The 23,467-nt window shown below is 60.5% G+C and carries 22 protein-coding genes, 1 tRNA gene and 1 pseudogene; 10 read left to right on the top strand and 14 right to left on the bottom strand.

Annotated features, from left to right (window positions below; all coding sequences use genetic code 11):
• Positions 1–148 precede the first annotated feature (148 nt).
• Both ycaC and GIV26_RS04825 read right to left on the bottom strand, forming a co-directional pair.
• On the bottom strand, positions 149–775 hold the full coding sequence (gene ycaC, locus GIV26_RS04830) for an isochorismate family cysteine hydrolase YcaC (protein ID WP_003191542.1): 627 nt from the start codon (positions 773–775) through the stop codon (positions 149–151).
• A 63-nt stretch (positions 776–838) separates the two neighbouring features.
• Positions 839–931, bottom strand: a pseudogene (locus GIV26_RS04825) (hydrolase); the annotation flags it as partial.
• A 236-nt stretch (positions 932–1,167) separates the two neighbouring features.
• Between GIV26_RS04825 and GIV26_RS04820 the strand changes: the two are divergent.
• Positions 1,168–2,064: a LysR family transcriptional regulator gene (locus GIV26_RS04820; protein ID WP_096144607.1), complete on the top strand. Its 897-nt coding sequence runs from the start codon at positions 1,168–1,170 to the stop codon at positions 2,062–2,064.
• A 66-nt stretch (positions 2,065–2,130) separates the two neighbouring features.
• On the opposite strand, the gene GIV26_RS04815 is transcribed toward GIV26_RS04820, so the two are convergent.
• Positions 2,131–2,589, bottom strand: coding sequence for an Hsp20 family protein (locus GIV26_RS04815; RefSeq protein ID WP_003191546.1), 459 nt, complete (start codon positions 2,587–2,589; stop codon positions 2,131–2,133).
• Between the two features lie 225 nt (positions 2,590–2,814).
• On the opposite strand from GIV26_RS04815, the gene GIV26_RS04810 reads away from it, so the two are divergent.
• A complete protein-coding gene (locus GIV26_RS04810) occupies positions 2,815–3,243 on the top strand; it encodes a glycine zipper domain-containing protein (RefSeq protein ID WP_236279583.1) in 429 nt (142 codons plus the stop codon).
• 163 nt (positions 3,244–3,406) lie between these two features.
• Here the strand turns inward: GIV26_RS04810 and treS are convergent, their stop codons facing one another.
• Together treS and GIV26_RS04800 are read right to left on the bottom strand one after the other, a co-directional pair.
• A complete protein-coding gene (treS, locus tag GIV26_RS04805) occupies positions 3,407–5,470 on the bottom strand; it encodes a maltose alpha-D-glucosyltransferase (protein WP_186527363.1) in 2,064 nt (687 codons plus the stop codon).
• Between the two features lie 153 nt (positions 5,471–5,623).
• Complete coding sequence (locus GIV26_RS04800) at positions 5,624–6,433, bottom strand: AraC family transcriptional regulator (RefSeq protein WP_127881571.1); 810 nt, start codon at positions 6,431–6,433, stop codon at positions 5,624–5,626.
• A 187-nt stretch (positions 6,434–6,620) separates the two neighbouring features.
• On the opposite strand from GIV26_RS04800, the gene GIV26_RS04795 reads away from it, so the two are divergent.
• From GIV26_RS04795 to GIV26_RS04775, 5 genes are all read left to right on the top strand, one after another.
• A complete protein-coding gene (locus GIV26_RS04795; RefSeq protein ID WP_060765130.1) occupies positions 6,621–8,246 on the top strand; it encodes an APC family permease in 1,626 nt (541 codons plus the stop codon).
• Positions 8,247–8,257: 11 nt separating this feature from the next.
• The gene (locus GIV26_RS04790) at positions 8,258–9,184 is read left to right on the top strand and encodes a 4-hydroxyproline epimerase (RefSeq protein ID WP_127881573.1); all 927 of its coding nucleotides are present in this window, start codon (positions 8,258–8,260) and stop codon (positions 9,182–9,184) included.
• Positions 9,185–9,221: 37 nt separating this feature from the next.
• Positions 9,222–10,169 (top strand): dihydrodipicolinate synthase family protein, encoded by a 948-nt coding sequence (locus GIV26_RS04785; protein WP_236279582.1) that lies wholly within the window; start codon positions 9,222–9,224, stop codon positions 10,167–10,169.
• A gap of 163 nt (positions 10,170–10,332) precedes the next feature.
• Complete coding sequence (locus GIV26_RS04780) at positions 10,333–11,904, top strand: aldehyde dehydrogenase (NADP(+)) (RefSeq protein ID WP_236279581.1); 1,572 nt, start codon at positions 10,333–10,335, stop codon at positions 11,902–11,904.
• 2 nt (positions 11,905–11,906) lie between these two features.
• Positions 11,907–13,154 (top strand): NAD(P)/FAD-dependent oxidoreductase, encoded by a 1,248-nt coding sequence (locus GIV26_RS04775; RefSeq protein ID WP_236279580.1) that lies wholly within the window; start codon positions 11,907–11,909, stop codon positions 13,152–13,154.
• Between the two features lie 3 nt (positions 13,155–13,157).
• Here the strand turns inward: GIV26_RS04775 and GIV26_RS04770 are convergent, their stop codons facing one another.
• The 4 genes from GIV26_RS04770 to GIV26_RS04755 form a co-directional block, all read right to left on the bottom strand.
• Positions 13,158–14,072, bottom strand: a complete 915-nt coding sequence (locus GIV26_RS04770; protein ID WP_054898118.1) for an ADP-ribosylglycohydrolase family protein — start codon at positions 14,070–14,072, stop codon at positions 13,158–13,160.
• 37 nt (positions 14,073–14,109) lie between these two features.
• The gene (locus GIV26_RS04765; RefSeq protein ID WP_052199968.1) at positions 14,110–15,093 is read right to left on the bottom strand and encodes a GlxA family transcriptional regulator; all 984 of its coding nucleotides are present in this window, start codon (positions 15,091–15,093) and stop codon (positions 14,110–14,112) included.
• An 873-nt stretch (positions 15,094–15,966) separates the two neighbouring features.
• Positions 15,967–16,575, bottom strand: coding sequence for a LysE family translocator (locus GIV26_RS04760; protein ID WP_236279579.1), 609 nt, complete (start codon positions 16,573–16,575; stop codon positions 15,967–15,969).
• Between the two features lie 122 nt (positions 16,576–16,697).
• Positions 16,698–17,147 (bottom strand): winged helix-turn-helix transcriptional regulator, encoded by a 450-nt coding sequence (locus GIV26_RS04755; RefSeq protein ID WP_034127533.1) that lies wholly within the window; start codon positions 17,145–17,147, stop codon positions 16,698–16,700.
• A gap of 96 nt (positions 17,148–17,243) precedes the next feature.
• Between GIV26_RS04755 and GIV26_RS04750 the strand changes: the two genes are divergently transcribed.
• Positions 17,244–18,185: an aromatic alcohol reductase gene (locus GIV26_RS04750; protein ID WP_198791318.1), complete on the top strand. Its 942-nt coding sequence runs from the start codon at positions 17,244–17,246 to the stop codon at positions 18,183–18,185.
• 49 nt (positions 18,186–18,234) lie between these two features.
• Here the strand turns inward: GIV26_RS04750 and GIV26_RS04745 are convergent, their stop codons facing one another.
• The 4 genes from GIV26_RS04745 to pvdQ form a co-directional block, all read right to left on the bottom strand.
• Complete coding sequence (locus GIV26_RS04745; RefSeq protein ID WP_164692249.1) at positions 18,235–18,402, bottom strand: hypothetical protein; 168 nt, start codon at positions 18,400–18,402, stop codon at positions 18,235–18,237.
• Positions 18,403–18,620: 218 nt separating this feature from the next.
• A complete protein-coding gene (locus tag GIV26_RS04740) occupies positions 18,621–19,340 on the bottom strand; it encodes an META and DUF4377 domain-containing protein (RefSeq protein ID WP_232103945.1) in 720 nt (239 codons plus the stop codon).
• Positions 19,341–19,687: 347 nt separating this feature from the next.
• Positions 19,688–19,761, bottom strand: a tRNA-Cys gene (locus tag GIV26_RS04735).
• 214 nt (positions 19,762–19,975) lie between these two features.
• Positions 19,976–22,255 (bottom strand): bifunctional acylase PvdQ, encoded by a 2,280-nt coding sequence (pvdQ, locus tag GIV26_RS04730; RefSeq protein WP_236279578.1) that lies wholly within the window; start codon positions 22,253–22,255, stop codon positions 19,976–19,978.
• Between the two features lie 238 nt (positions 22,256–22,493).
• On the opposite strand from pvdQ, the gene GIV26_RS04725 reads away from it, so the two are divergent.
• Positions 22,494–22,874 (top strand): hypothetical protein, encoded by a 381-nt coding sequence (locus GIV26_RS04725; protein ID WP_034127544.1) that lies wholly within the window; start codon positions 22,494–22,496, stop codon positions 22,872–22,874.
• A gap of 10 nt (positions 22,875–22,884) precedes the next feature.
• On the opposite strand, the gene GIV26_RS04720 is transcribed toward GIV26_RS04725, so the two are convergent.
• A complete protein-coding gene (locus GIV26_RS04720; RefSeq protein ID WP_014718591.1) occupies positions 22,885–23,079 on the bottom strand; it encodes a hypothetical protein in 195 nt (64 codons plus the stop codon).
• A 174-nt stretch (positions 23,080–23,253) separates the two neighbouring features.
• Here GIV26_RS04720 and GIV26_RS27120 point away from each other — a divergent pair, with 174 nt between their 5' ends.
• On the top strand, positions 23,254–23,385 hold the full coding sequence (locus GIV26_RS27120) for a hypothetical protein (protein WP_254914091.1): 132 nt from the start codon (positions 23,254–23,256) through the stop codon (positions 23,383–23,385).
• Positions 23,386–23,467: the final 82 nt, after the last annotated feature.

The following is a 23,467-nucleotide window of genomic DNA, read 5'->3' as shown; positions in this document are numbered from 1 at the left end:
CAGTTGGATCGCGCGGTGTCAGATAAATAGGTGCCAGGCGCAATGCCGCCATCGCAGGCAAGCCAGCTCCCACATGTGGACCTAGGGGTGTCAGTGAAATAGGCGCTCTACCGTCCCCCTCAGGGCTAGCGGCAGCCTCGCGTCAGGCTTACTTGCCTTCAGTCAACGCGTTGTAGCTGGTGAACAGGTTGCGGTAGTCCGGAATGTGGTTGGAGAACAACGTCCCCAAGCCCTCAATGTCGTTGCGCCAGTCGCGGTGCAGCTCACAGGCCAGGCCAAACCAGGTCATCAGTTGCGCGCCGTTGGCAGACATGCGGGCCCAGGCGGACTGCTGGGTCAGTTCGTTGAAAGTGCCGGAGGCGTCGGTGACCACAAACACTTCAAAGCCTTCGGCCAGGGCCGACAGCGCCGGGAACGCCACGCACACTTCGGTCACGACGCCGGCAATGATCAATTGCTTCTTGCCGGTGGCCTTGATGGCCTTGACGAAGTCTTCGTTGTCCCAGGCATTGATCTGGCCTGGGCGCGCAATGTACGGCGCATCCGGGAACAGTGCCTTGAGCTCGGGCACCAGCGGGCCATTGGGGCCGGTTTCGAAACTGGTGGTCAGGATCGTCGGCAACTTGAAGTACTTGGCCAGGTCAGCCAGGGCCAGCACGTTGTTCTTGAATTTGTCCGGGTCAATGTCGCGGACCAATGACAGTAAGCCGGCCTGATGGTCGACCAACAGCACAGCGGCGTTGTCTTTGTCCAAACGAACGTAAGGTGTAGACATCTTCATACTCCTGATAAAAAGGCAGCGCCCAACATGGGCTCGCCGCAAAAGACCCCAGCGTATTTACTTGCGCTGTGAGTCGAGTACTTCGTGGTTGTTTGCCACTTCCTGAGCCTTGATGTAGCTCTCGATGAGAAGCTGATAGTGCGGCACGGCCTGGGTGTAGACGTTGGCCCATCCAAAAAACAGTGGAACCACCTTAATCATCGCGTTCAGGGTTAGGTAGTGGCTGAAACGGGCCGCTCCATCTCAAAAATGGAACAATGCAGCCGCACGGTGGCAAGGTCACTTGGACGTGCCGGTCGTTACAATGCGATCATCGGCTCCACCCCGTGGGTTTCAGGCACTTGCGCCAATCATGACCGTTCACTTATTTCCAGGCAGGTGCCTTCATGGACATCAAGCAGCTTAAATTCCTGATCGCGCTGGAGCAGACCCGCCACTTCGGCCAGGCCGCCGCGCGCTGCAACATCACCCAGCCCACCCTGTCGATGCGCCTGCGCAACCTGGAGGAGGAACTGGGCCTGGAGCTGGTAACCCGCGGCCAACGCTTCGAAGGTTTCACCCAGGCCGGCGAACGCGTATTGGCCTGGGCCAGGACCCTGCTCGCCGCCCACGACGGCCTGTTCGCCGAAGCCGCTGCGTGCCGCGGCCAGTTGGTCGGTAACCTCCGCCTGGGCCTGGTGCCCCTGAGCGGCTTCAACCCGATCAGCTTTATCCAGGGCTTGTCCCACAGCTTCCCGGAACTCAAGTTCAGCCTCACCTCCATGAGTTCGGACAAAATCATCGAAGCCTTGGGCACCAACCAACTGGACCTGGGCGTGTGCTACCTGGACCACGTCAGCCCCAATTACCTGGAGTTTTTCGAGCTGGGCGAAACCCGCGTCGGCCTGCTGTACGACACCCGCCACTTCCACTTCGAAGGCACACAGATGAGCTGGGAAGAAGCCGCCGAACTGCCCCTTGGGATGATCAGCAATGGCATGCACTACCGAAAATCCATCGACTTGAGTTTCCGCAGCCGCGGTCTCGATCCCCAGCCGATTCTGGAAAGCGACTCCACCTTTCAACTCTTCCAGGCCATCCACGAAGGCTTCTGTTGCGCGATCATGCCGTTGGACAGCGGCCTGGAAAGCCCCATCGAGAACCTGGCGTTTATCCACCTGCCGGATGCCAGCGTCCTTGCGCCCCTGGGCATGGTGATGCGCAAGACCGAACCGCGCTCGGTCATTGCAGAGAAGTGTTTTGCCGAGGCCAGGCAGTTGTTTGCACCCAATACCCAGGCTTAGCCGGCCTGCGTTTGCGGCGTGCACAAAAAAGGCGCTCCGTAGAGCGCCTTTTTACCGCCGATTGTTTTACTGCAAGCTGACCTGACGCAGCTCGGGTTTGGCCTCACCACCAATCATGATGCGTTTTGGCTTGGCCTCTTCAGGCACTTCACGCAGCAGGTCGATGTTGAGCAAACCGTTGGTCAGGGATGCGCCACGTACTTCGATATGGTCGGCCAAGCGGAACGACAACCGGAACGCACGTTGGGCAATGCCCTGGTGCAGGTAAGCGACCTTATCGTCGGTTTCGCGTTTTCCGCCGGAAACCGTCAATACACCCCTCTCGACCTGGATATCCAGATCCTCCTCGGTCAGGCCAGCGACGGCGATGACGATGCGGTACGCGTCGTCACCGTGCTTTTCCACGTTGTGAGGTGGATAGGAATTCGGAGCCTCGCTGCGCAGCGCCGACTCGAACAGGTCATTGAAGCGATCAAAGCCCACCGATTGACGGAACAGTGGGGCCAACGACAGGGTAGTAGCCATTTTAAAATCTCCTGAGTTTCTCCAAGTGATTTAGTACGCGACCCGGATTCGGCATCGCGTGATGAAAAATTTATGGACGCGCAAAAGGAATTCAAGAGGGCCGAAAAAATTTTCTTGTGCAAGGGGCTATCACCCAAGCCCAAGTGTTATGGCGTGTGCTCTAATCAAAATGCCAGGCGTGCTTTACCCCGTGAGCGCCTGAGACAGCCCTTGAGGTACAAAAAAATGAAAATGACATTCCCGGCCCTGGCATTGGGCATTCTGATCTCCCAAGGGGCCCTGGCCGCTGGAGATGGTACGGCGGCGCTGGGAGGCGGTGTCGGCGGTGTATTGGGCAACGTGGTCGGCCAGCAGCTTGGTGGCTCGACAGGTGCGGCCATCGGCGCCGGCGTGGGGGGCGCAGCCGGGAGTGCAGTGGGTGCGCAGAAGGGCAACAAGACCGAAGCGGCGATTGGCGGAGGTTTGGGCTCGGCAGGCGGTTCGCTGATTGGCAATCGCCTGGGCGGCACCACCGGTTCAACCGTCGGCGCCGGCGTGGGTGGCGCAGCCGGTGGCGCGCTGGGTAACAACCTGGCGGATGACGAGAGCGGTCATCGTTCGGGTGGCGGCAAGCACAAAGGCAACAAGCATAAGCACAAGAACAAGCACCACTGATCGCGTGGCACGGCGCTGTTAACCAACAAACACTGACCTGTGGCGAGGGAGCTTGCTCCCGTTGGGGCGCGAAGCCGCCCCGCTCTTTTGTTCAAAGAGGCTGGGACTGCTACGCAGTCCAACGGGAGCAAGCTCCCTCGCCACAGTTACCGTTTCGTCGCCTTTACATCGGCGTGCTGCTCACCACCCGCAACGCCAACCCTTCATAAGCGTCCAGCGTAATCGTGAACGCGCCCTCCTCGGTCAAATCGCCTTCCACCCGCTCATTGATGATATCCACCACCGGCCCCGGTGCGATGTTGGGCAGGTGCAGGGTTTCGGTGATCGGCGTGGCGCCAAAGTTCAGCGCGGTGATTTGCGTGCCCTTACCCGCCGGTAGTTCGTGCACCATGATCAGCAAGCCTGGGTGCTCGACGTCCGGCACCAGGATCTGGCGGCTGGCGGCGATGTCGTAGGCGCGGCGCACGGCGAGGATTTTTTGCAGTTGGGAGGCAAAGGACTCCGGGTCCTGCAGTTGGCTGTTCAGGCTGCCATACAGGCTTTTCGAGCGCGGCATTTGCCCGGCTGACAGTTCGGCGTCGGGGTTCAGGTCTACCAGATCATAGGCGCCACGGTGAATCCAGCGTGTGTCGCCATCGGCCATCAAATGCGCCACCTCTTCGGCCCCCAACGGCAGCGCGCCCACCAGGTCCCAGCCGGACAAGGCAAACACCCCAGGTTGCATGGCGTTGTACATCACCAGCAGCAAGTGGATCTGGCGTATCTGCTGGATATCCGCCGAGGTGATCGCCTCCAGGTCACGAATACCCAGGGCTGCGGTGATGATACTGGCGGTGGTGCAGGACACGCCGTTGGTGACGAACTTGAGGTTATACGGCGCATGTTCGCCGGTCAGGCGTTCGTACATCTGCTCGCGGATATGCTCGCGCAGGATGTTGCCGGGGAAGGTCTGGCCCTGGAACAGGAAGCTGTCATGGGCGTGTAGCGTCCAGAAGTGCACCAGTTCCAGGGTCAGTTCATCGTGGTTCTGGAGCGCGTGAATCAGCGAGCCAGGGTCGATGCCGAGGCTGTGCATCTGGCGCAGCATCAGGCGCAGGAACTCGGTGTCGCCCATCAGCAATGCATGCTGGTAGGCCGGCCGGGTGATGAAGTCATAAGACAGATCAGCGCCGCCGTGGGACATGGACGCGATGTCATCCACAGTGAGGTTGAGCTCCTGAAAACTGAACCCGCCCGCCTTGCGAATGGCTCCGCCGAGCAACTGATTGCCGGTGATCGACAGCGGATGGCTTTCGGACCAGGCCGTGCCATCGAGCTTGCGCTCCACACCGAGAAAGCCGTTGGCATCCAGGCGCAGGATCTTTGCGCCCATTACATCAATGGCATGCAGCGCATCACCGATGATCATCTGCTGCGCAGCAAACGAAGGGTCGAGCCAGTTGAGCGACGGCTGGCCTTCCTTGAAGTAGTGCAGGTACACCCAGCGCCGCGGCTTGCCATCTACGCCGAGCACTACCGGGGTGGCGCTCCAGTCGGTTTCTTTGACGCCGGGCTCGAAGAAAATCACCCGCTGCAATTGGCCGACGATGTAGTGCTTGTCGCGCAGTGCGTCTACCTGGGAGGGGCTGAGGTTTTGTGCATCGCGTCCGGCAGCCACGTCGGGCAGCAACGGCCAGTCTTCCTCGCGGATTTCGACCATGTGGTACAGGCCGGGATAGTCCTCATAGGCCATTTCAGCCAGGCGAAAGTCCGCGCCCTTGCCGGTGTGCGACGGGATCACATCGTCGATGATCACCGCATTGTGCGCGGCAGCCATGCGCGTCAAGGCCTGCAATTGTGCCTCGGTGCCCAGTTGCGGGTCGATGTCGAAGCTGATGCGGTCGAAATTGCCGTCGATGGTCGGGGTGTGCTCGGTGCCAGACAAACCACCGGACTTCTTCAGCGGGCCGTTGTGAATGCCCTGGATGCCGATCTTCGACAGGGTATGCCACAGGGTTTCGTCCCCCAGCGCCTCCAGCACGGTGCCGCCTTCGCGGGTGACAATCGACGCGGGGTAGGCAGTGAACCACACCGACGACAAGGCCGAAGCGTCACGCGGCCGGGTCTGTGCATAAGGCTGCTGCCACAGGCGGCCTTGCCCCGAATAGAGCTTGGCTCGCTGCCGCGCTGCGTGGAGCATGGAATGTTGCACCAGCCAGTTCACATGATCGTTGTTCGCCGCGGTCATAAGCTCGGTACCTGTCGTGGTGAAAAGGGTCGGTGTAAGCATATGAGGGGCGTGGGCGGCATTCGTTGCATCGACTTGACTTCATCCAAATGTGGGAGGGTGCTTGCCCCCGATGGCGGTGGATCAGATAAAAATAGCCTGACTGACACACTGCTATCGGGGGCAAGCCCCCTCCCACATTAGATTTTCATCTGGCCCGCCGCCTTGCGTCGCTTGCCGGTACTGCCTCGGGGTGAACCCGGTTGAAGATTTGAACTGCCGGGTAAACGCGCTGTGATCGGTGTAGCCGCATTGCAGCGCCACCTCGGTAATCGGCAGCTCGGTATGCAACAACCGCCGGGCGTGTTCCAGCCGGACTTTCTGGATCATTTGCCGGGGGGTGAGGTGAAACACGCGCTTGCAGTAGCGCTCCAGTTGCGCCACGGAAATCCCGGCGATGCGGGTCAATTCCCCCAGGGTGACGCGGCGGTTGAAGTGGCTGCGGATGTGTTCGTCCACCGCCGCCAGGCGCTGATAGGCCGGGTGGGTTTCGCTGGCAGACTGCAAGTCCACCGAAATTCCGGCCAGGCCAATGATCGCGCCGAGTTGGTTGTACAGCGGCCACTTGTGGGTCAGGCACCAGCCGGGTTCGCGGGTGCCGTAGAGGTGCAATTCGAGTTGATCTTCCAACACCAGGCCCTGCCTCAGCACACGACGGTCCTGTTCGGTATAGCCGGGGCCCAATTGTGCGGGAAACACTTCGGCGCTGGTCTTGCCCAGCAGCGGTTGCAGGTGCTTGAGGCCGCAGCGTTGCACCAGGGTGCGGTTGGCGAGCACGTAGCGAGCGTCGATGTCCTTGATGAAAATCGCGGCGTTGGGCAGTACATCAAGCATCGGCAGCAACTGCTCTACTCCGCTTAATAGCTGCTCGATGCTGTGGGGTCGGCTGCCTTGGAAAAGGCTCGCGAACGCGCTTTGCAACATGACTTTCTCAGCCCCTTTATTCGTCGACAGCCAGCAGATTGAGGCATGGGGCGAGCGCTGTCGAGCGCGGCAAATTGTGCTGAATTCGTCATCCATCCCTGCGCAAAACATCAATCGTCAGCCTGACTGATGGGTTCAGGATAGCGCCACTGCATGCCTACCCAATAACTCACAAGAAGGCGCCGCTATGTCAGGCCAAGGCAAGTTCAAGAAACAGCTGTCATTGATGGACCTCACCTTTATCGGGTTGGGAGCCATCTTCGGATCGGGTTGGTTGTTCGCCGCCAGTCACGTGTCTGCCATCGCAGGCCCGGCGGGGATTTTTTCCTGGCTGCTGGGCGGTTTCGCCGTGCTGTTGCTGGGCATTGTCTACTGCGAACTGGGCGCCGCCCTGCCCCGCGCTGGCGGCGTGGTGCGCTACCCGGTGTATTCCCATGGCCCGCTGCTGGGCTACCTGATGGGCTTTATCACGCTGATCGCGTTTTCCAGCCTGGTGGCGATTGAAGTGGTCGCCTCGCGTCAATATGCGGCAGCCTGGTTTCCAGAGCTGACCAAGGCCGGCTCCAGCGACCCCACCACCCTGGGCTGGCTGGTGCAATTTGCCTTGCTGTGCCTGTTCTTTGTGCTCAATTACCGCAGCGTGAAGACCTTTGCCATCGCCAATAATCTGGTGAGCGTATTCAAGTTCATCGTGCCGTTGCTGGTGATCGGCGTGCTGTTTACCTTCTTCAAGCCGGAGAACTTCCAGGTGCATGGCTTTGCACCGTTCGGCTTGTCGGGCATCGAGATGGCCGTGTCGGCAGGCGGGGTGATCTTTGCCTACCTGGGCCTGACGCCGATCATTTCGGTGGCCAGCGAAGTGAAAAACCCACAGCGCACCATCCCCATCGCCCTGATCCTCTCGGTACTGTTGTCTACGGCCATCTATGTGCTGCTACAAACGGCGTTCCTCGGCGGCGTGCCTACCGAAATGCTCGCCAATGGCTGGGCCGGCATCAGCAAGGAACTGGCCCTGCCCTATCGCGATATCGCCCTGGCACTGGGCGTGGGCTGGCTGGCCTACCTGGTGGTGGCCGATGCAGTGATCTCCCCCAGCGGCTGCGGCAACATCTACATGAACGCCACCCCGCGCGTGGTGTATGGATGGGCGCAGACCGGCACCTTTTTCAAGATCTTCACGCGCATCGATGAGAAGTCCGGCATCCCGCGCCCGGCGCTGTGGCTGACCTTTGGCCTGTCGGTGTTCTGGACCTTGCCGTTCCCGTCCTGGGAAGCGCTGATCAACGTAGTGTCCGCCGCCCTGATCCTCAGTTATGCCGTGGCCCCGGTGACAGTCGCCGCCCTGCGCCGCAATGCACCCGACATGGCGCGCCCGTTTCGGGTCAAGGGCATGGCGGTGCTGGGCCCGCTGTCATTCATCATCGCTGCGTTGATCGTGTACTGGTCGGGCTGGAACACCGTGTCCTGGCTGCTGGGCCTGCAAATTCTGATGTTTGCGGTGTACCTGCTGTGCGCGCGCTGGGTGCCGACCGCGCACCTGAACCTCAAGCAACAAGTACGCTCCTCGGCCTGGCTGATCGGCTTCTACGCCGTGACCATCCTGCTCTCCAAACTCGGCAGCTTTGGCGGTATCGGGGTGATCAGCCACCCGTTTGACACCCTGGTGGTGGCGGCCTGCGCCCTGGGCATTTACTACTGGGGCGCCGCCACCGGCGTACCCGCCCACTGGGTACGCCTGGAGCAGGAAGAGGACGAAAGCGAAGCCGTCAGCGACGCGCACTACAGCGCCCCACTATCCCCGACTACCCACTGATGGAGCGCCTTATGAAACGGCTGCATGTGATTGACTCACACACCGGCGGTGAACCTACACGCCTGGTCATGAGCGGCTTTCCCGAACTGGTCGGTGCCTCGATCGCCGAGCAACTGGAGCACCTGCGCACCCACCACGATCAATGGCGCCGCGCCTGCCTGCTGGAGCCACGGGGCAACGATGTACTGGTAGGCGCGCTGTACTGTGCGCCAGTCACGCCGGGGGCGACCTGCGGGGTGATCTTCTTCAACAACGCCGGCTACCTCGGCATGTGCGGCCACGGCACCATCGGCCTGGTTGCCTCGCTGCACCACCTGGGGCTGATCCAAGCGGGCGTGCACAGCCTTGACACGCCGGTCGGCCCGGTCGCGGCCACCTTGCACGAAGACGGCAGCGTGACCCTGCGCAATGTGCCCGCTTACCGCTACCGCAAGCAGGTGCCGGTTGAAGTCCCTGGGCATGGCGTGGTGCTGGGCGACATCGCCTGGGGCGGCAACTGGTTCTTCCTGGTGTCGGACCACGGCCATGAGTTGCAGATGGATAACGTGGAGGCCCTGACCGACTACACCTGGGCCATGCTCAAAGCCCTCGAAGCCCAAGGCATCCGTGGCGCAGACGGTGCGCTGATCGACCATATCGAACTGTTCGCCGACGACGCCCACGCCGACAGCCGCAACTTCGTAATGTGCCCCGGCAAAGCCTATGACCGCTCCCCCTGCGGCACCGGCACCAGCGCCAAGCTCGCCTGCCTGGCCGCCGACGCAAAACTGGCCGCCGGAGAACCCTGGGTACAAGCCAGCATCACCGGCAGCCAGTTCCTGGGCCGCTATGAGTGGGACGGCGAACGCGTACGCCCATTCATCACCGGCCGCGCCTACATGACCGCCGACAGCACGTTGCTGATCGACGAACAAGACCCGTTTGCCTGGGGCATCTGAGCCCATTATTCATTCAACTGAAACCGGAGTTAGCACCATGAGCGACAACATCTTCACCGGCTGCATGCCCGCCCTGATGACCCCTTGCACCGCCGAGCGCCAACCGGACTTCGACGCACTGGTGGCCAAGGGCCGCGAGCTGATCGACATCGGCATGAGTGCCGTGGTGTATTGCGGTTCCATGGGCGACTGGCCGCTGCTCACCGAGACCCAGCGCCAGGAAGGCGTGGCGCGCCTGGTGGCTGCGGGTGTGCCGACCATCGTCGGTACGGGGGCGGTGAACAGCCGTGAAGCCGTATCCCACGCAGCCCATGCCGCCAAAGTCGGCGCCCATGGTTTGATGGTGATTCCCCGCGTGCTGTCCCGAGGGGCTTCGGTCACTGCGCAAAAGGCCCACTTTGCAGCAATCCTCAACGCCGCCCCCAACCTGCCGGCGGTGATCTACAACAGCCCCTACTATGGTTTCGCCACCCGCGCCGACCTGTTCTTCGAACTGCGCCGCGAACACCCGAACCTGATCGGCTTCAAGGAGTTCGGCGGCGCAGCCGACCTGCGCTACGCCGCCGAAAACATCACCTCCCAGGATGATGATGTGACCCTGATGGTCGGCGTCGACACCCAGGTGGTACACGGCTTCGTCAACTGCAACGCCACCGGCGCTATCACCGGCATCGGCAATGCACTGCCGCGCGAGGTGCTGCAACTGGTGGCGCTGAGCAAAAAAGCCGCCAAGGGCGATGCCAAGGCGCGTCGCCAGGCCCGCGAGCTGGAAGCTGCGCTGGCGGTGTTGTCATCGTTCGACGAGGGTTGCGATCTGGTGCTGTATTACAAGCATTTGATGGTGCTCAACGGCGACCAGGGTTACGCCCTGCATTTCAACGAAACCGACGAGCTCAGCGCTGCCCAGCGCCGGTATGCCGAGCAGCAGTACGCGCTGTTCCGCCAGTGGTATGCCAACTGGTCGGCCGAACAGAACGTCGTTTGATTTTCTGTAGGAGCGAGCTTGCTGTGGCGAGGGAGCTTGCTCCCGCTGACTGCGCAGCAGTCTCCGGCTTTTATTGGGGGCGCTTCGCACCCCAGCGCAAGCAAGCTTGCTCGCCACATAAGCTCGCTCCTACAACACCTCTTTTGTTTTCCAGGATGTCCCCATGACTCTGACAGGCAAGATGCTGATCGGTCAGCAATCCGTTTGCGGCCATCGCGATGCGATCCGAGCGATCAACCCCGCCACCAACACCCCACTGGAACCCGCCTATGCCGGCGGCGATGAGCAACACGTCGAACAGGCCTGCGCACTGGCTTGGCTCGCGTTCGACGCTTACCGCGAAACCACCTTGGCAGATCGCGCCGCGTTGCTTGAAACCATCGCCAGCCACATCGAAGCCTTGGGCGATGAGTTGATCGAGCGCGCCTGCGCCGAAACCGGGTTGCCTCGCGCACGCATTGAAGGTGAACGCGGCCGTACCTGCGGGCAACTGCGCGCTTTTGCCCGCACCGTGCGCCTGGGCGAATGGCTCGACGTGCGCGTCGATACCGCACAGCCCCAGCGCCAACCCCTGCCCCGTGCCGACCTGCGCCAGCGCCATATCGCCCTGGGTCCGGTAGCCGTGTTCGGTGCCAGCAACTTCCCTCTAGCCTTCTCCGTGGCGGGCGGCGATACCGCATCGGCCCTTGCCGCCGGTTGCCCGGTGATCGTCAAGGCGCATAACGCGCACCCCGGCACCAGCGAGCTGGTGGGGCGCGCCATCGCCCAGGCGGTTAAAGAGTGTGGCTTGTCGGAGGGTGTGTTTTCACTGCTCTACGGCGCGGGTAACGAGGTGGGTATCGCATTGGTGCGCGACCCGCGCATCAAGGCCGTAGGCTTCACGGGGTCGCGCAGTGGCGGTATCGCCCTGTGCCAAGCGGCGCAGGCACGCCCGGAGCCAATCCCGGTGTACGCGGAAATGAGCTCGATCAACCCGGTGTACCTGTTTCCTGCTGCGCTTGAAGCTCGGAGCGAAGCCTTGGCCGAAGGATTCGTCGCGTCGCTGACCCAAGGCGCCGGCCAGTTCTGTACCAACCCTGGCCTGATGATTGCCCTGCAAGGCGCCGCTCTGGACCGTTTTATTCAGTCTGCCAGTGAGCGGCTCTCGCGTTGCCCGTCCCAGACCATGCTCACACCGGGCATCTTCAGCGCTTACGAAACCGGCCTGAAGACCCTGGCCCAGCACGCTCACATCGCCGCCAAGGGCTTGCCAGCGACCGGGCCGAACCAGGGCCAGGCCCATCTGTTCGTGACCCAGGCCGAGGCGTTCCTGAACAATCAACACCTGCAAGCCGAAGTATTCGGCGCCGCCTCGCTGGTGGTGCAGTGCCGTGATGTCGAGCAAATGCGCCGGGTGTCCGAGCACCTGGAAGGTCAACTCACCGCAACCCTGCACATGGATGACCACGACCTGCCACAGGCGCGGGCATTGCTGCCGGTGCTGGAGCGCAAGGCTGGGCGCCTGCTGGTGAACGGCTGGCCGACCGGCGTAGACGTGTGCGACGCCATGGTGCATGGCGGGCCCTTTCCGGCGACTTCGGATGCGCGCAGTACCTCGGTGGGCACGGCGGCGATCCTGCGATTCCTCCGCCCGGTGTGTTACCAGGACGTCCCGGACGCCTTGCTGCCCACCGCGCTGCAGCACGACAACCCGCTGCGGTTGCGGCGCCTGCTCGACGGCCAGCGAGAAGCATAACCATGGCCGATCCCAAGCAAGCAGACATCGTAGTAGTCGGCGCCGGCATTATCGGCGTCGCCTGCGCCTTGCAGCTGGCACGCCAAGGCCGCCATGTCGTCGTGCTCGACCCGCAGGCACCCGGCATGGGTGCCTCCTACGGCAACGCCGGCCACCTGGCGACGGAACAGGTGTTTCCCATCGCCGACCTGTCGATCCTCAAGCGCTTGCCCGCCATGCTCCTGGACCCCATGGGCCCGCTGCGCCTGGACTGGACCTATCTGCCCCGCGCCCTGCCCTGGTTTATCCGCCTGTTGCTCAACCTGCGGCCAGCGCGTTACCAGCGCACCGTGGCAGGCCTTCGCGCGCTGAACGAAGGCAGCCTGGGCGCGTGGCAACGCTTGCTGCAATCGATGGGTCAAACGCAATTGCTGCGTGAAGACGGTTCGCTATTGGTGTTTGAGCGCGCCGAATCCCGCGCAGCGCTGGATGCAGTGCAGCAACGCATGCGGCAGCAAGGCGTCGCCGTGGACTTCTGGAGCGGCGATGCGGTGCGCAAGGCTGCGCCGCAACTGAGCGACGCCATACAAGGCGGTTTGTTCTTTCCCGCTACCGGACATTTTCTGGACCCGTACACGGTGGTTGGCGAACTGGTGAACGCGGCCAAGGCTGAGGGGGTGCAATTTCTTCAGCAGCGCGTTCTGGACGGACGCCTGGAGGGTAGTGGCGTTTCCCTGATGACCGACCAAGGCGTACTGACAGCGCAGCAAGTGCTGATTGCCTGCGGCGCCCACTCGGCCAAACTCACCGCAGCTCTCACCGGCAAACAAGTGCCGCTGGACACCGAACGCGGTTACCACCTGATGCTGCCCCACGAACAACAGCGCCTGCCCTTCGCGGTCACTTCACTGGAGCGCAAATTCATCATGACGCCCATGACCGGTGGCCTGCGCCTGGCCGGCACGGTCGAATTCGCCGGCCTCGACCGCCCGGCCAATATGCAACGGGCCTGGCAGTTGCACCGGTTGAGCAAAGGGTTGTTCCGACACGAACTGAGCGACAGCGAAGCCACGCCCTGGATGGGGTTTCGCCCTTCCCTGCCCGACTCGCTGCCGATCATTGACCGGGTGTGCGACGGCAAAGTGCTGCTTGCATTTGGTCACCAGCACCTGGGGCTGACACAAGCGGCGGTGACGGCCGAGCGGGTTGGGCAGCTTGCTGCGGGTGAGCAGGTGCCAGAACTACAGCCTTATCGGCTGGATCGTTTCTGAACCTTACTGTGGTAGGCGCGAAGTGCTGAATAACGCATCAGCCGTTTCTTGGATTTCATCGCGCATCCATAGCTTGTTCAACCAATCGGCGGGGATAGCCTGGACGCCGTAATACGCCCCCGCCAGTTGCCCAACGATTGCGGCAGTAGTGTCTGCGTCATCCCCAAGGTTGGCGGCGGCCAGTATCGCTTCAGCAAAGTTGGAGGTCTGATCGAAACACCAGAATGCGGCCTCCAGCGAAGCCACCGCATAACCTGAGCCAACGATTTGAGCAGAGGTTTTATCGCGATAGTCGCCAGAGGCGATAGCCTTGACCTTAGGAGCCGACAGCGCGGTGTGGGAAAAACTCAGCACCTGTTTCTTTGGCACGCCGCTCAGGGCATTGCTGATAGCCTCGGCCAGCAGCAGGCAGCACTCGATAGCCTCATGCGCGGCATGCGTAGTTCGCGAGCTTTGCTCGGCAAACAGGTGGATGTCCGCCCTATCTGGAAAGTAAAACAACACGACAGGTGCGAGACGCATCATTGAACCATTGCCGGCCGAATACGGATGCGTTGAGCCCGCAAAAGCGTTGCCACTTTGCTGAAATTGCTCCAGCGCTTCGCGAACCGTCATGCCGATATCAAAGCACTCTCCGGTAGAACTCAAGTAACCCCACTTCCACCAATTCAGATAACGTCCCATCTGGTCCATCGCGTCAAAACCGCCTTTGCGCAACAGGCTTTCGGCCAGACACAGTGCCATGGACGTATCGTCAGTCCATTGGCCAGGCTTGAGGCTAAACGGTCCGCCGCCTAGCATATCCGTCACGGGAGAAAAGCTGCCGCGGGGCATGAATTCAACCGTCGTCCCTACAGCATCGCCACACGCCAGCCCAAGTAGGCTGCCGCGATAACGATCCAAAAGCGTGATATCCATTGCCACTCCTCGTGAAAATCTTGCTACACCCGCCAGGCTACTTGACCAACCGCTTCTCCTTGGAGGGGCGATAGCCGAAATACGCGCTGTAGCATTTGCTGAAATGGCTCGGCGAGACAAACCCGCACGCCACCAGCACATCCACTTGGGATAACTCGGTGTGCTGCAACAGGCGTCGCGCCTCAGTGACGCGCAGTTCCATGTAGTAGCGCTGCGGCGTGGTGCCCAGCTGTTCTTTGAACAGGCGCTCCAGCTGACGGCGGGAACGGCCGGCGTAGACGGCGAGTTGATCGAGTTCCAGGGGTTCTTCGAGGTTGGCGTCCATCAACTTCACCACCTCGCGCAGCGGCGCGCTGACACAGATGTTTTCGGTGGGTTTGATGCGGCGGTAGCGCGACTCTTCGAACGCCAGGATATCTTCGATGCCTTCGACCAAGGCTTTGCCATGCAGGCTCTTGATCCAGTCCAAGGCCATATGGAAAGCCCCCGAGGGGCTGGACGCGGTGAGGCGGTCACGGTCGATCACGTAGGGCTCGCTGGTGACCTGCGCCGCCTTGGACACTTCGGCCAGCGCCGGGCGATGTTCGGGGTGGATGGCACAGCGGTAACCCTGCAGCAGCCCCGCACGCCCGAGGAACCACGAGCCGTTCCACAAACCGGCGAGGCGCACGCCCGCTTCACCCGCACTGCGCAGCCATTGGATAAATGGCTCGCTCGCCTTGAGTTCGGTGCGAAAACCACCGCAGATCACCAACAGGTCCAAGTCCTGCAAGCTCGCCAGCGTCAGGTTCGCATCCGGGCGAATGACCAGGCCCAGGTCGCTGATCACTTCGCCCTCACCCCAGCCGAAGGTGCGCGTAGCGAACAGATCGGGGCGCAACAGGTTGGCGGTCACCAGCGTGTCGAGGGTCTGGGTGAAGGCCGGCAAGGAGAAGTGTTCGAGCAGCAAAAAACCGACACGGGTGACCGACGTCGATTGCTGGGGATTATCACTGAGGTAGCGCAGGTTCTTGCCTTGCATGCCACCGCTGAACTGGCGTCTTTCCATCGAGGGTCGGCCCACGCTTATTGTTGTGCAGTGGGCGCTATCTTAGGGGCAAATGCAGTGCCTGTCTCAGGTGACGCTCGAGGCTGGCAGCGGCCATTGCACTGATCTTGATAAAAACTGTTCGCTTCAAAAGCCACGGCCCAGGCGCTGCGCGGTGATCTGATACGGTTTTTTCTTTTCGATCTGCGCCTGTATTGAAAACCGCTTGAGGCGGACAATAGCCCCATCCCGACACTCCTGTCGTCCCCTTCCCCTCGGAGGCCTTATGACCAAGATGGCAATTTTCCTGTTCGGCTTTTTGGTATTGACCATTGGCATCGGCATGTTGGCGACCATCTCGCCGGTCTAATCCCGCATCGTGGCGAGGGAGCTTGCTCCCGTGACGGCCTGCCAACCGACGGTGATCTACCTGACGCCCCGAGACCTAAATGTGGGAGCTGGCTTGCCTGCGAAGACGGCCTGACGGTCAACTCAGTTGGACCGTGTACATATCCATTCCTGCGGTAGCGCCCACTTAGGGTTCCGCTTTTACAGCGGCTCACTTTTGATTCCGGCCAGCGTGGTTTGACGGGGCGCCTAAGATCAAAAGCAGATCAAGAGCGACTCGCTTCGCATCGTGGTTACCGTCGGCTGCTACGGGTGCTTTGCAAAGCTGTGTAGATACCTATGGTCATCGCAGGCAAGCCAGCTCCCACATTGGATCGCGGCGCGTCAGTTATATCTGTGTCGGCTGCCAGGCCGTCGCGGGAGCAAGCTCCCTCGCCACAGATTTAGCGTCGTGCCGAAGTTATGTAGATACCTATGCTGCGATGACGGCCTGACAATCAACGCGTTACCTACGCCACCTCAGCCCACAAACAGCATCGGATACAGCGACAGCACCAACAGCCCGGCCATGGACCAGTTGAACATCCGCAACCAGCGCGGCTCACGCAGCAAGTTGCGCAAGCCGCTGCCACACCCCACCCATACACACACGCTCGGCAGGTTGACCACCGCAAAAACCAGGGCGATCACCAGCACATTGGTGACATAACCCTCGGCAGGCGTATAGGTAGTGATCGCCCCCAGCGCCATGATCCACGCCTTGGGGTTGACCCACTGGAAGGCCGCCGCACCGAGGAAGGTCATCGGCTTGCCATGTTCATCCGGGTTATCAGACATGCCGCCCGCATTGGCAATCTTCCACGCCAGATACAACAAATACACGGCGCCGACATACCGCAACAGCGTATAGGCCCACGGGAACAGCTTGAACACCTCGCCCAAGCCAAGCCCCACACAGATCACCAACAGCATGAAGCCGATGCTTATCCCCAGTGCATGGGGCATCGAACGGCGAAAGCCGAAATTCACGCCTGAGGCCAGCAACATGGTGTTGTTGGGCCCAGGGGTGATCGAAGAGACAAAAGCGAACAGCACGAAGGCTGATAACAGGCTGGTAGACATGAACATGGCGCGGCATCCAAGCGGTGGTGATGTGCCTGCGACAGTAGTGGGTTATGGCGCGCTGCGCCCCGTACAGCTAGGGATGGATCGAGGCATACACTTGCAAAGCCTTCATCGAGAAGTAGCGCTTACCGAGGCGCATCGGGAACCGGTGTGGGAACCTGCCATGCCGGTTTTTTGCCTTCCTGACTGTCGAAAATACGCCGAGCCTTGCGAAAGTCCTCCACGTTTTCCACCACCCAGGTCCAGATAGGCGACATGCGAATCAAAAGCTCCCTGCCCAGCGGCGTCAGCTCGTACTCGACGCGGGGAGGAATTTCACCGAACTCGCGCCGAACCAACAAACCATCGCGCTCCATGGCACGAAGCGTCTTGGTCAACATGCGCTGAGTCACACCCGTCATCTGTCGTTTTATCTCGGCATGACGCATTGCACCGTACACACCCAGGGCATGCAGGATGCCCAATGCCCAGCGGCTACCGGCATGAGCAAGGACTTCACGCCTGACGCCATCGTCCTCCTCTCTGAGCGACTGGCAGATAACTTCTGCCTGGCTGAGCGTTTCCTGATCGGTCATTTCTACCCCTGGTATCACACGTGTGCCTTCTTATGAGCGCTGCCGAATCGTGCCAGCATGGGCTCATCTTATCGCCAACAGGTCTGCGGAGAAATCATGCCTGAAATGCCCCCACTTCCCCCTCAATCGATCCTCGTTCTAGGTGCCGGCGAACTCGGCCTGCCGGTTTTGCGCAACCTGGCGCGGGAGGCCAAACGCGCGCCCGGTTCCACCATCAGCGTATTACTCAGGGAATCGACCATCAACACTCAAGCGCCCGAGAAAAAGGCAGACATCGATGAGCTGCGCAGCCTGGGCATCCAGATGGTCGCCGCAGATCTGGTGAACGACTCAATCGATCAACTTGCCAAGGTCTTCGCACGCTTCGATACCGTGATCGGCTGCGCGGGCATGATCGCGGGCCGAGAAACCCCGATGAAGCTGGCAACCGCCGCACTCAAATCCGGTGTGAAGCGCTACTTCCCCTGGCAGTTTGGCGTGGATTTCGAAGTGATTGGCCGGGGCAGCCCCCAGGATCTGTTCGATGCCCAACTGGATGTGCGTGAGTTGCTGCGCGCCCAGGACAACACTGAATGGGTCATCATCTCGACAGGCATGTTCACCAGCTTCCTGTTCGAGCCGGTGTTCGAGGTCGTCGACTTCGACAACAACACAGTGAACGCCCTGGGCAGCCTCGAGAACAGCGTGACGCTCACGACACCGGACGACATCGGTACGCTGACAGCGCAAATCGTGTTCTTCGAACCGCGCATGCGCAATCAGATTGTCTATCTCGCCGGCGACACCGTCACGTATGGGCAGGTTGCGAGCATGCTGGAACGCGTTCTGGATCGCCCGTTCAAACGCAACGTGTGGACGGTTGACTATCTCATGCAGGCACTGGAAAAAGACCCCACGCACCACATCAAGAAGTACCGTGCTGTATTCGCACAAGGCAAAGGTGTGGCCTGGCCTAAGGCGGCCACGTTCAACGAGCAACAATCGATTCCTGTCACCACTGCTGAGCAGTGGGCTCGGGAAAACCTTGCAGTCCATTGAAAACGGATGCTGAAGCCAGCCGTAAAGGCTGGCACGGGTGAAGGGACAGTCAGCGGCTCTGAGCTTCACGCTGCTGGCCAGAAACATGTTGTTTTTTTACATGCTTACGCGACTTTAGCTCGTATTGATGGTGAATAAACCAGGCGATCAACAATAACCCAGTGACGCCAAAAACCAAGACCAACAGCTCTAGTGCAGTACCTTCATGTGAAAACATTTTTCGTTCCTCGTCCTGAAGCCGTATGGCCTAAAAAACAGCCACACCGAAATTGTTTGTAATAATTCAAACATTTTCAGGGTAGTCGGCAAATCCGCACGTGACAACCCCTGATCGGCCCAGGACCCTTGATCTAGACATGTCACTCGTCGAAAAAACGCATAAATCACAGGCAATAAAAAACCCCGTAGACGCTGATCTACGGGGTTTGTGTTCGCTTACTTGCTGCCAGAAGCGTCCTGCTCGACCACCATATCCAACACGTAGACCGTCGAAGGCGCATCCGCTGGCGGATTCTTCCATTCGTACTGCTTGACCCGCAGCACAGTGCGCACGCCGTCATGATGCACAAAGCCTTCGATAGGCTGGTACAGCGGATGCCAGGTGTCTTGGGTCGCCAGTTGCAGGCCCGCGTCGTCATAGCGACGCTCGCGCACTTGCAGGCACTGATAATCTGGAATCAAAGGATGGCTGCACTTGACCGTCTTGGCCGCCACTTCCAGAAACTTGACCTCACCCTCGCTACCGTAGCGGGTCTGCGGGGTGGCCTCGCCTTGCAGCTTGAGCACCGAGCCATCCGCTGTCGTCAGTTGCAGCATCGGCGCCACGTTATCGCCGGTGATCACAGCGCGCAGATCACCCTTGAACAGCCGCCCTACCTGGGCATCAAGGTCCATCAGGCTCTTGTCACAGGCCATCAGCGTAGAGGCCAGTGGCTGAACCTTCAGAACCCCGTCCTGATAGTGAAAGCCGCCGAACTGACGATTGCAGCCACCGCTGATGCTCAGGTTCTTGTCACCGAAGGCAACGCGCAACTTGCGCTCGATGCCTTTGTTCATCGCCACAAGAGGCTTGCCCGGCGCGTCCGTTGCCGAGACCAGGTTCCAGTCGTAAGCGGATAAGGTTGGCTGGGCTACAGCGGCTGAGGTAGTTGGCATCGAAGGTGATTCTTCATGGCTTTTGGAAGGGGCGGCACAGCCTTGGATGAGTGCAGCACACACGGCTACAAGAAGAATTTTTTGTTTCATGGGTCACTCTGTCAGCTTTGATGAGTGCGGGCGTCCTGCGCTGGCAGGATAAGCGCGCGGCTAAACCGGCATGAGGAGGTCGCTTGAGGCTCTACTGAGCGTAGACCCAATGCGCGCTTGGCGGACCTCTTCCTTGGCCGATAGCAATCGGACATCATTTGCTTCGATCAGTTTCACGGAATCAGGGCGGTGGCGGTATTGCTGCATTTTAGGCAATAAAAAACCCCGTAGACGTTAATCTACGGGGTTTTCAAGAGTGGAGGCCGAGGTCGGAATCGAACCGGCGTAGGCGGATTTGCAATCCGCTGCATAACCATTTTGCTACTCGGCCTCAAACGATCAATGCCCTGGTTGCTGACATTCACCGCATACAAACTTGAGTGGGCTACGTGAAGCCTGCCTCTACTCTAACTCATTGAATACATTGAAGTTTTTAATGCTTCGTTGCGTTCGATGGGCGCCATTATGTACTCATTTGCCTAGGCCTGCAACCCCTTGATTTCAAAAAATATTCTGCCTTGGCATCAAGGGGTTGCGCCTCTGCCCTACTCCTTCACCCTGTGGATTTGGTAGTGCGGGTCGGCCTTGATCTGGGCCTCGGTGAAGGGCAATGGGCGCAGTTTTTTCTCGGAGAAGGCTTGGGTCTGGTCCTTTGAATAGGCGGACGCCGGGTTGCTGGACTCGGAGAATGCCAGGACGCCGACTGCGTTGGGGCCTTTGTCGTCGAAGCTGACGATTTGCAGGTAGCTGGTGCCGCTGACGACTTCGCGTTTGCCGTCGGCGCGGGGCACGGTTTGCATGGCGTTGTAGATACCGAGTTCTTGCGGGCCGCCGTGGATGGGGGTTTGGCCGGAGACTTGGATATCGCCCCAGCGGGTCTGCCCCAGTTTGCTGACCTCAGCGCTGGAGGCCAGCATGGCTGCGCGCAGGGCCTTGGCGACCGGGGCGCGGTCGATGGCGAGGCCGCTAGGGGTGGTCAGAGGATGGGCCGGGTCGAAGGCCACGCGCCAAGCGTCAGGGATTTGCTGCAGGTGCTGCACCAGGTTGATGAAGTGCACCAGGCCGACGCCGCTGTCGAGGTTGGCGCGCTGGTCCCAGTTTTTCAGGCTGGTGCACAGCGGCTCTAGCGTAGCGGCGTCAGTGCCCAGGTGTTTGGCGCAGAACGTCAGCAGGTCGGGCATGACTTGGCCCGCCAGGTACACCTCGTTGTCCATGACCATGTCTTGCAGATCAGTGACGGTGATCGGCTGCTGCTCGAGGGTTTGCAGGCGCTGAAGCGCGAAGCGCGCACGCGGGCCGAGGCCGATGTTGTCCTGGCTGATCACCGGCGAAAAGCCACTTAACGGCGCCTTGGGGTTGGCCATCCAGGCGGAATCGTTGGAGTGTTGCACGTAGTCGGTGCGTTGCAACTGGGGCAACTGGCCGGCCGGGAAGATACCCGGCTGGGCCGCGCGCGGGTCGATGTCCCACGCGCAGGCGCTGTGGGCGCCGTCGAGCATGATCATTTGCAGGCCGGCCCGTGGGTCGCTGCATTTTGCCAGCTTGGCGGCGCTGACGTTGGGCACTACCGACAGGTTCATGTACAGGCTTTGGCCCTGGTCATCGGCGGCCAGGGTGTTGACCCAGGGGATGCCTTGCAGGGTATGCACTGAGGTTTGCAGCTCCTTGAGGCTGCCGGCGCGGTTCATGGCGTACCACTGTTGCAGCACCCGGTCGTTGCCCAGGTTGGCGTCGCGCAGGCTGAAGGCGTAGTGGTTGTCCCAGTCGAGCTTGCCCGGCCATTGCACCACGGGGCCGAACTGCGAACTGTAGACGGTGTGGGTCACGGCCTTGAGGCTGCCGTCAGCTTGCTTGACCTGTACCGTTACGGCGGTTTTATCCAGGGGGATGGACTTGCCGTCCAGCAGGTAACGGGTGGCGTCCTTGGGGTCGAGGGTCAGGCGGTACAGGGTGAAGTGTTTGGACGTGTCCACGGTGTGGGTCCACGCCACATGCTGGTTGAAACCGATGTTCACCACGGGCAGCCCTGGCAGTGCGGCGCCCATCACATCCAACTGGCCCGGGATGGTCAGGTGCATCTCGTAAAAACGCATGCCGCCCACCCACGGGAAATGCGGGTTGGCCAGCAGCATGCCACGGCCATTGAATGAGCGATCACGGCCCACGGCAACGGCATTGCTGCCTCGATCCAGCGTGAAGCGTTGCTGGTTGGCAGCGGCCATGGCGAAGGCTTTGGCACCGGGCTGCACACTCGCGGTGGCCTGCGGCGGTGCTGCCCCGACCAAGGCTTCGGCAAATTGGCCGATGCCCCCTTCCACCAATAGCCTGCGGGTCAACTTCACCAGGTCTTGCACTACCAAGGGCCGTACCCACGCGGCCTGGCACTGTGCGGGTGCGCCCTTATCCTTGAGATAACGGTTGTAGCCGGCCACGTACCCTTCGATGCGCTGTTGCATTTCGGGCGTCTGGGCTTTCCAGAATGCCGCAACGGCCTCGGGTGTATTCAGCCAGTTGAAGAACACATCGCTGGCAAGGTTGTTGCGCTCTTCCAGGGTCGCCTGGTCCGGCCCGAAAAGCCTGGCCCGCTCGCCATTGACCGTGACTATTTCATTGGCCAGCAGGCACAGGTTGTCCTGGGCATAGGCGTAACCCACACCTACCCCCAGGCCCCGCTCATCAGAGGCGCGAATATGCGGCACGCCATAACTGGTACGCCGTATATCCGCCGACGTTTGCGTCACTTGCTCGCGTGCCGATACGGCCAGGCTCCAGGCGAGTAACAGCCCTGCCGTGCCCACTCTGGACAACCCCTTGGAAATAATCACGCCGACTCCACAGTCAAATTGAACAGCCTCACGAGGGATGGTTACCCCAACGTAAGAACGCACATCGCCCGGCAAAATTTAACCGCACAAGGTTGCCTATCGACGGCGCAGGGGATGTGACAAACCTGATACCGACAAATTTTCTACATCCATCGTTTCATGATTTGCGTCACTCGTTCGTCTTATTACCCAAGAGCACCATCTTTTTCCTGATCAGGCTCTGAAAAGGAGTTTTTGCATGTATAACCCGCAAGTGCCCACGGATGGACATTCAAAGGCCGCAGATACCCACTATGGCAACGACGCACGGGCGTTCGGCAACGCGCCCGAACAGCAGGGCAATCAGCGCATCCGCCATTTGCTCAAGTGTTTCGGTTTGCGCACCAGCCTGATCCGGCTGAAGGTCATCGACGCCCTCCTCACTGCCGCCGACAATCAGCGCACCCTCGGGGTACGCGGCGTGCACAGCCATTTGCTGGAGCTGGGCATACCGTTGTCGTTTCTCAGCGTGCGCGAGGTACTCAAGCGTCTATGCAGCGAGGGCGTGATCACCCTCAACGCTGACAAGAGCTACAGCCTCCATGAAGAGGCTGCCAAAGTACTCGAAGGTCGTGCCTGACTGACGCCCGTCAGAAGTTAGGCTTGACCTTGCGGCGCATGATGCCGTTGATCACGACGACGACCACGGCAATCGCGATGGCCAGGTACTGGAAGGTTTTTTCACTGATCACGCCTGTGTTCTGCAGATAAGACAGGCCGAACATCGCGCCCAGTACAGCCAGGGCAATCAGAAGCGAGTATTTCAAGCGTTGCTTTTGGGTCATGACGAGTTCCTGAACCTGAAGAATGTATCCACTGTGTATCGCCGTGCATGCCAAGCACATACCCAGTCACGGGGATGGCGCGGTTTCGGCAGGGTCTTATGTTACAGGCGATGAAAAGTTTTGGCTTGCCCTCCGCCTGACAGGCCTTGCGAATACCCCTTGGAGTACTGTGAAATGCTGCGACGACTCATCCTGCTGGTTCCACTGATGATCATGCTGAGCCTGGGCGGTTGTTTCTTCTTCCCGCGCGGCGGGGGCTGGCATGATCACCGCTATGAGGGTGGTGGCGGTTACCAGCGCCGCTGATCTGCATCCGGATAACGCTTCGTGCACAACGCGTGCAGCACGCTTGGGGGCTTCACGCGTTACTGCATCGACATTACCTACT

It is taken from the genome of Pseudomonas sp. PA-1-3F, assembly GCF_021609665.1.
In the GTDB taxonomy this organism is placed as follows: domain Bacteria; phylum Pseudomonadota; class Gammaproteobacteria; order Pseudomonadales; family Pseudomonadaceae; genus Aquipseudomonas; species Aquipseudomonas paracarnis.
This window is presented reverse-complemented; position numbering and strand designations above follow the sequence as displayed.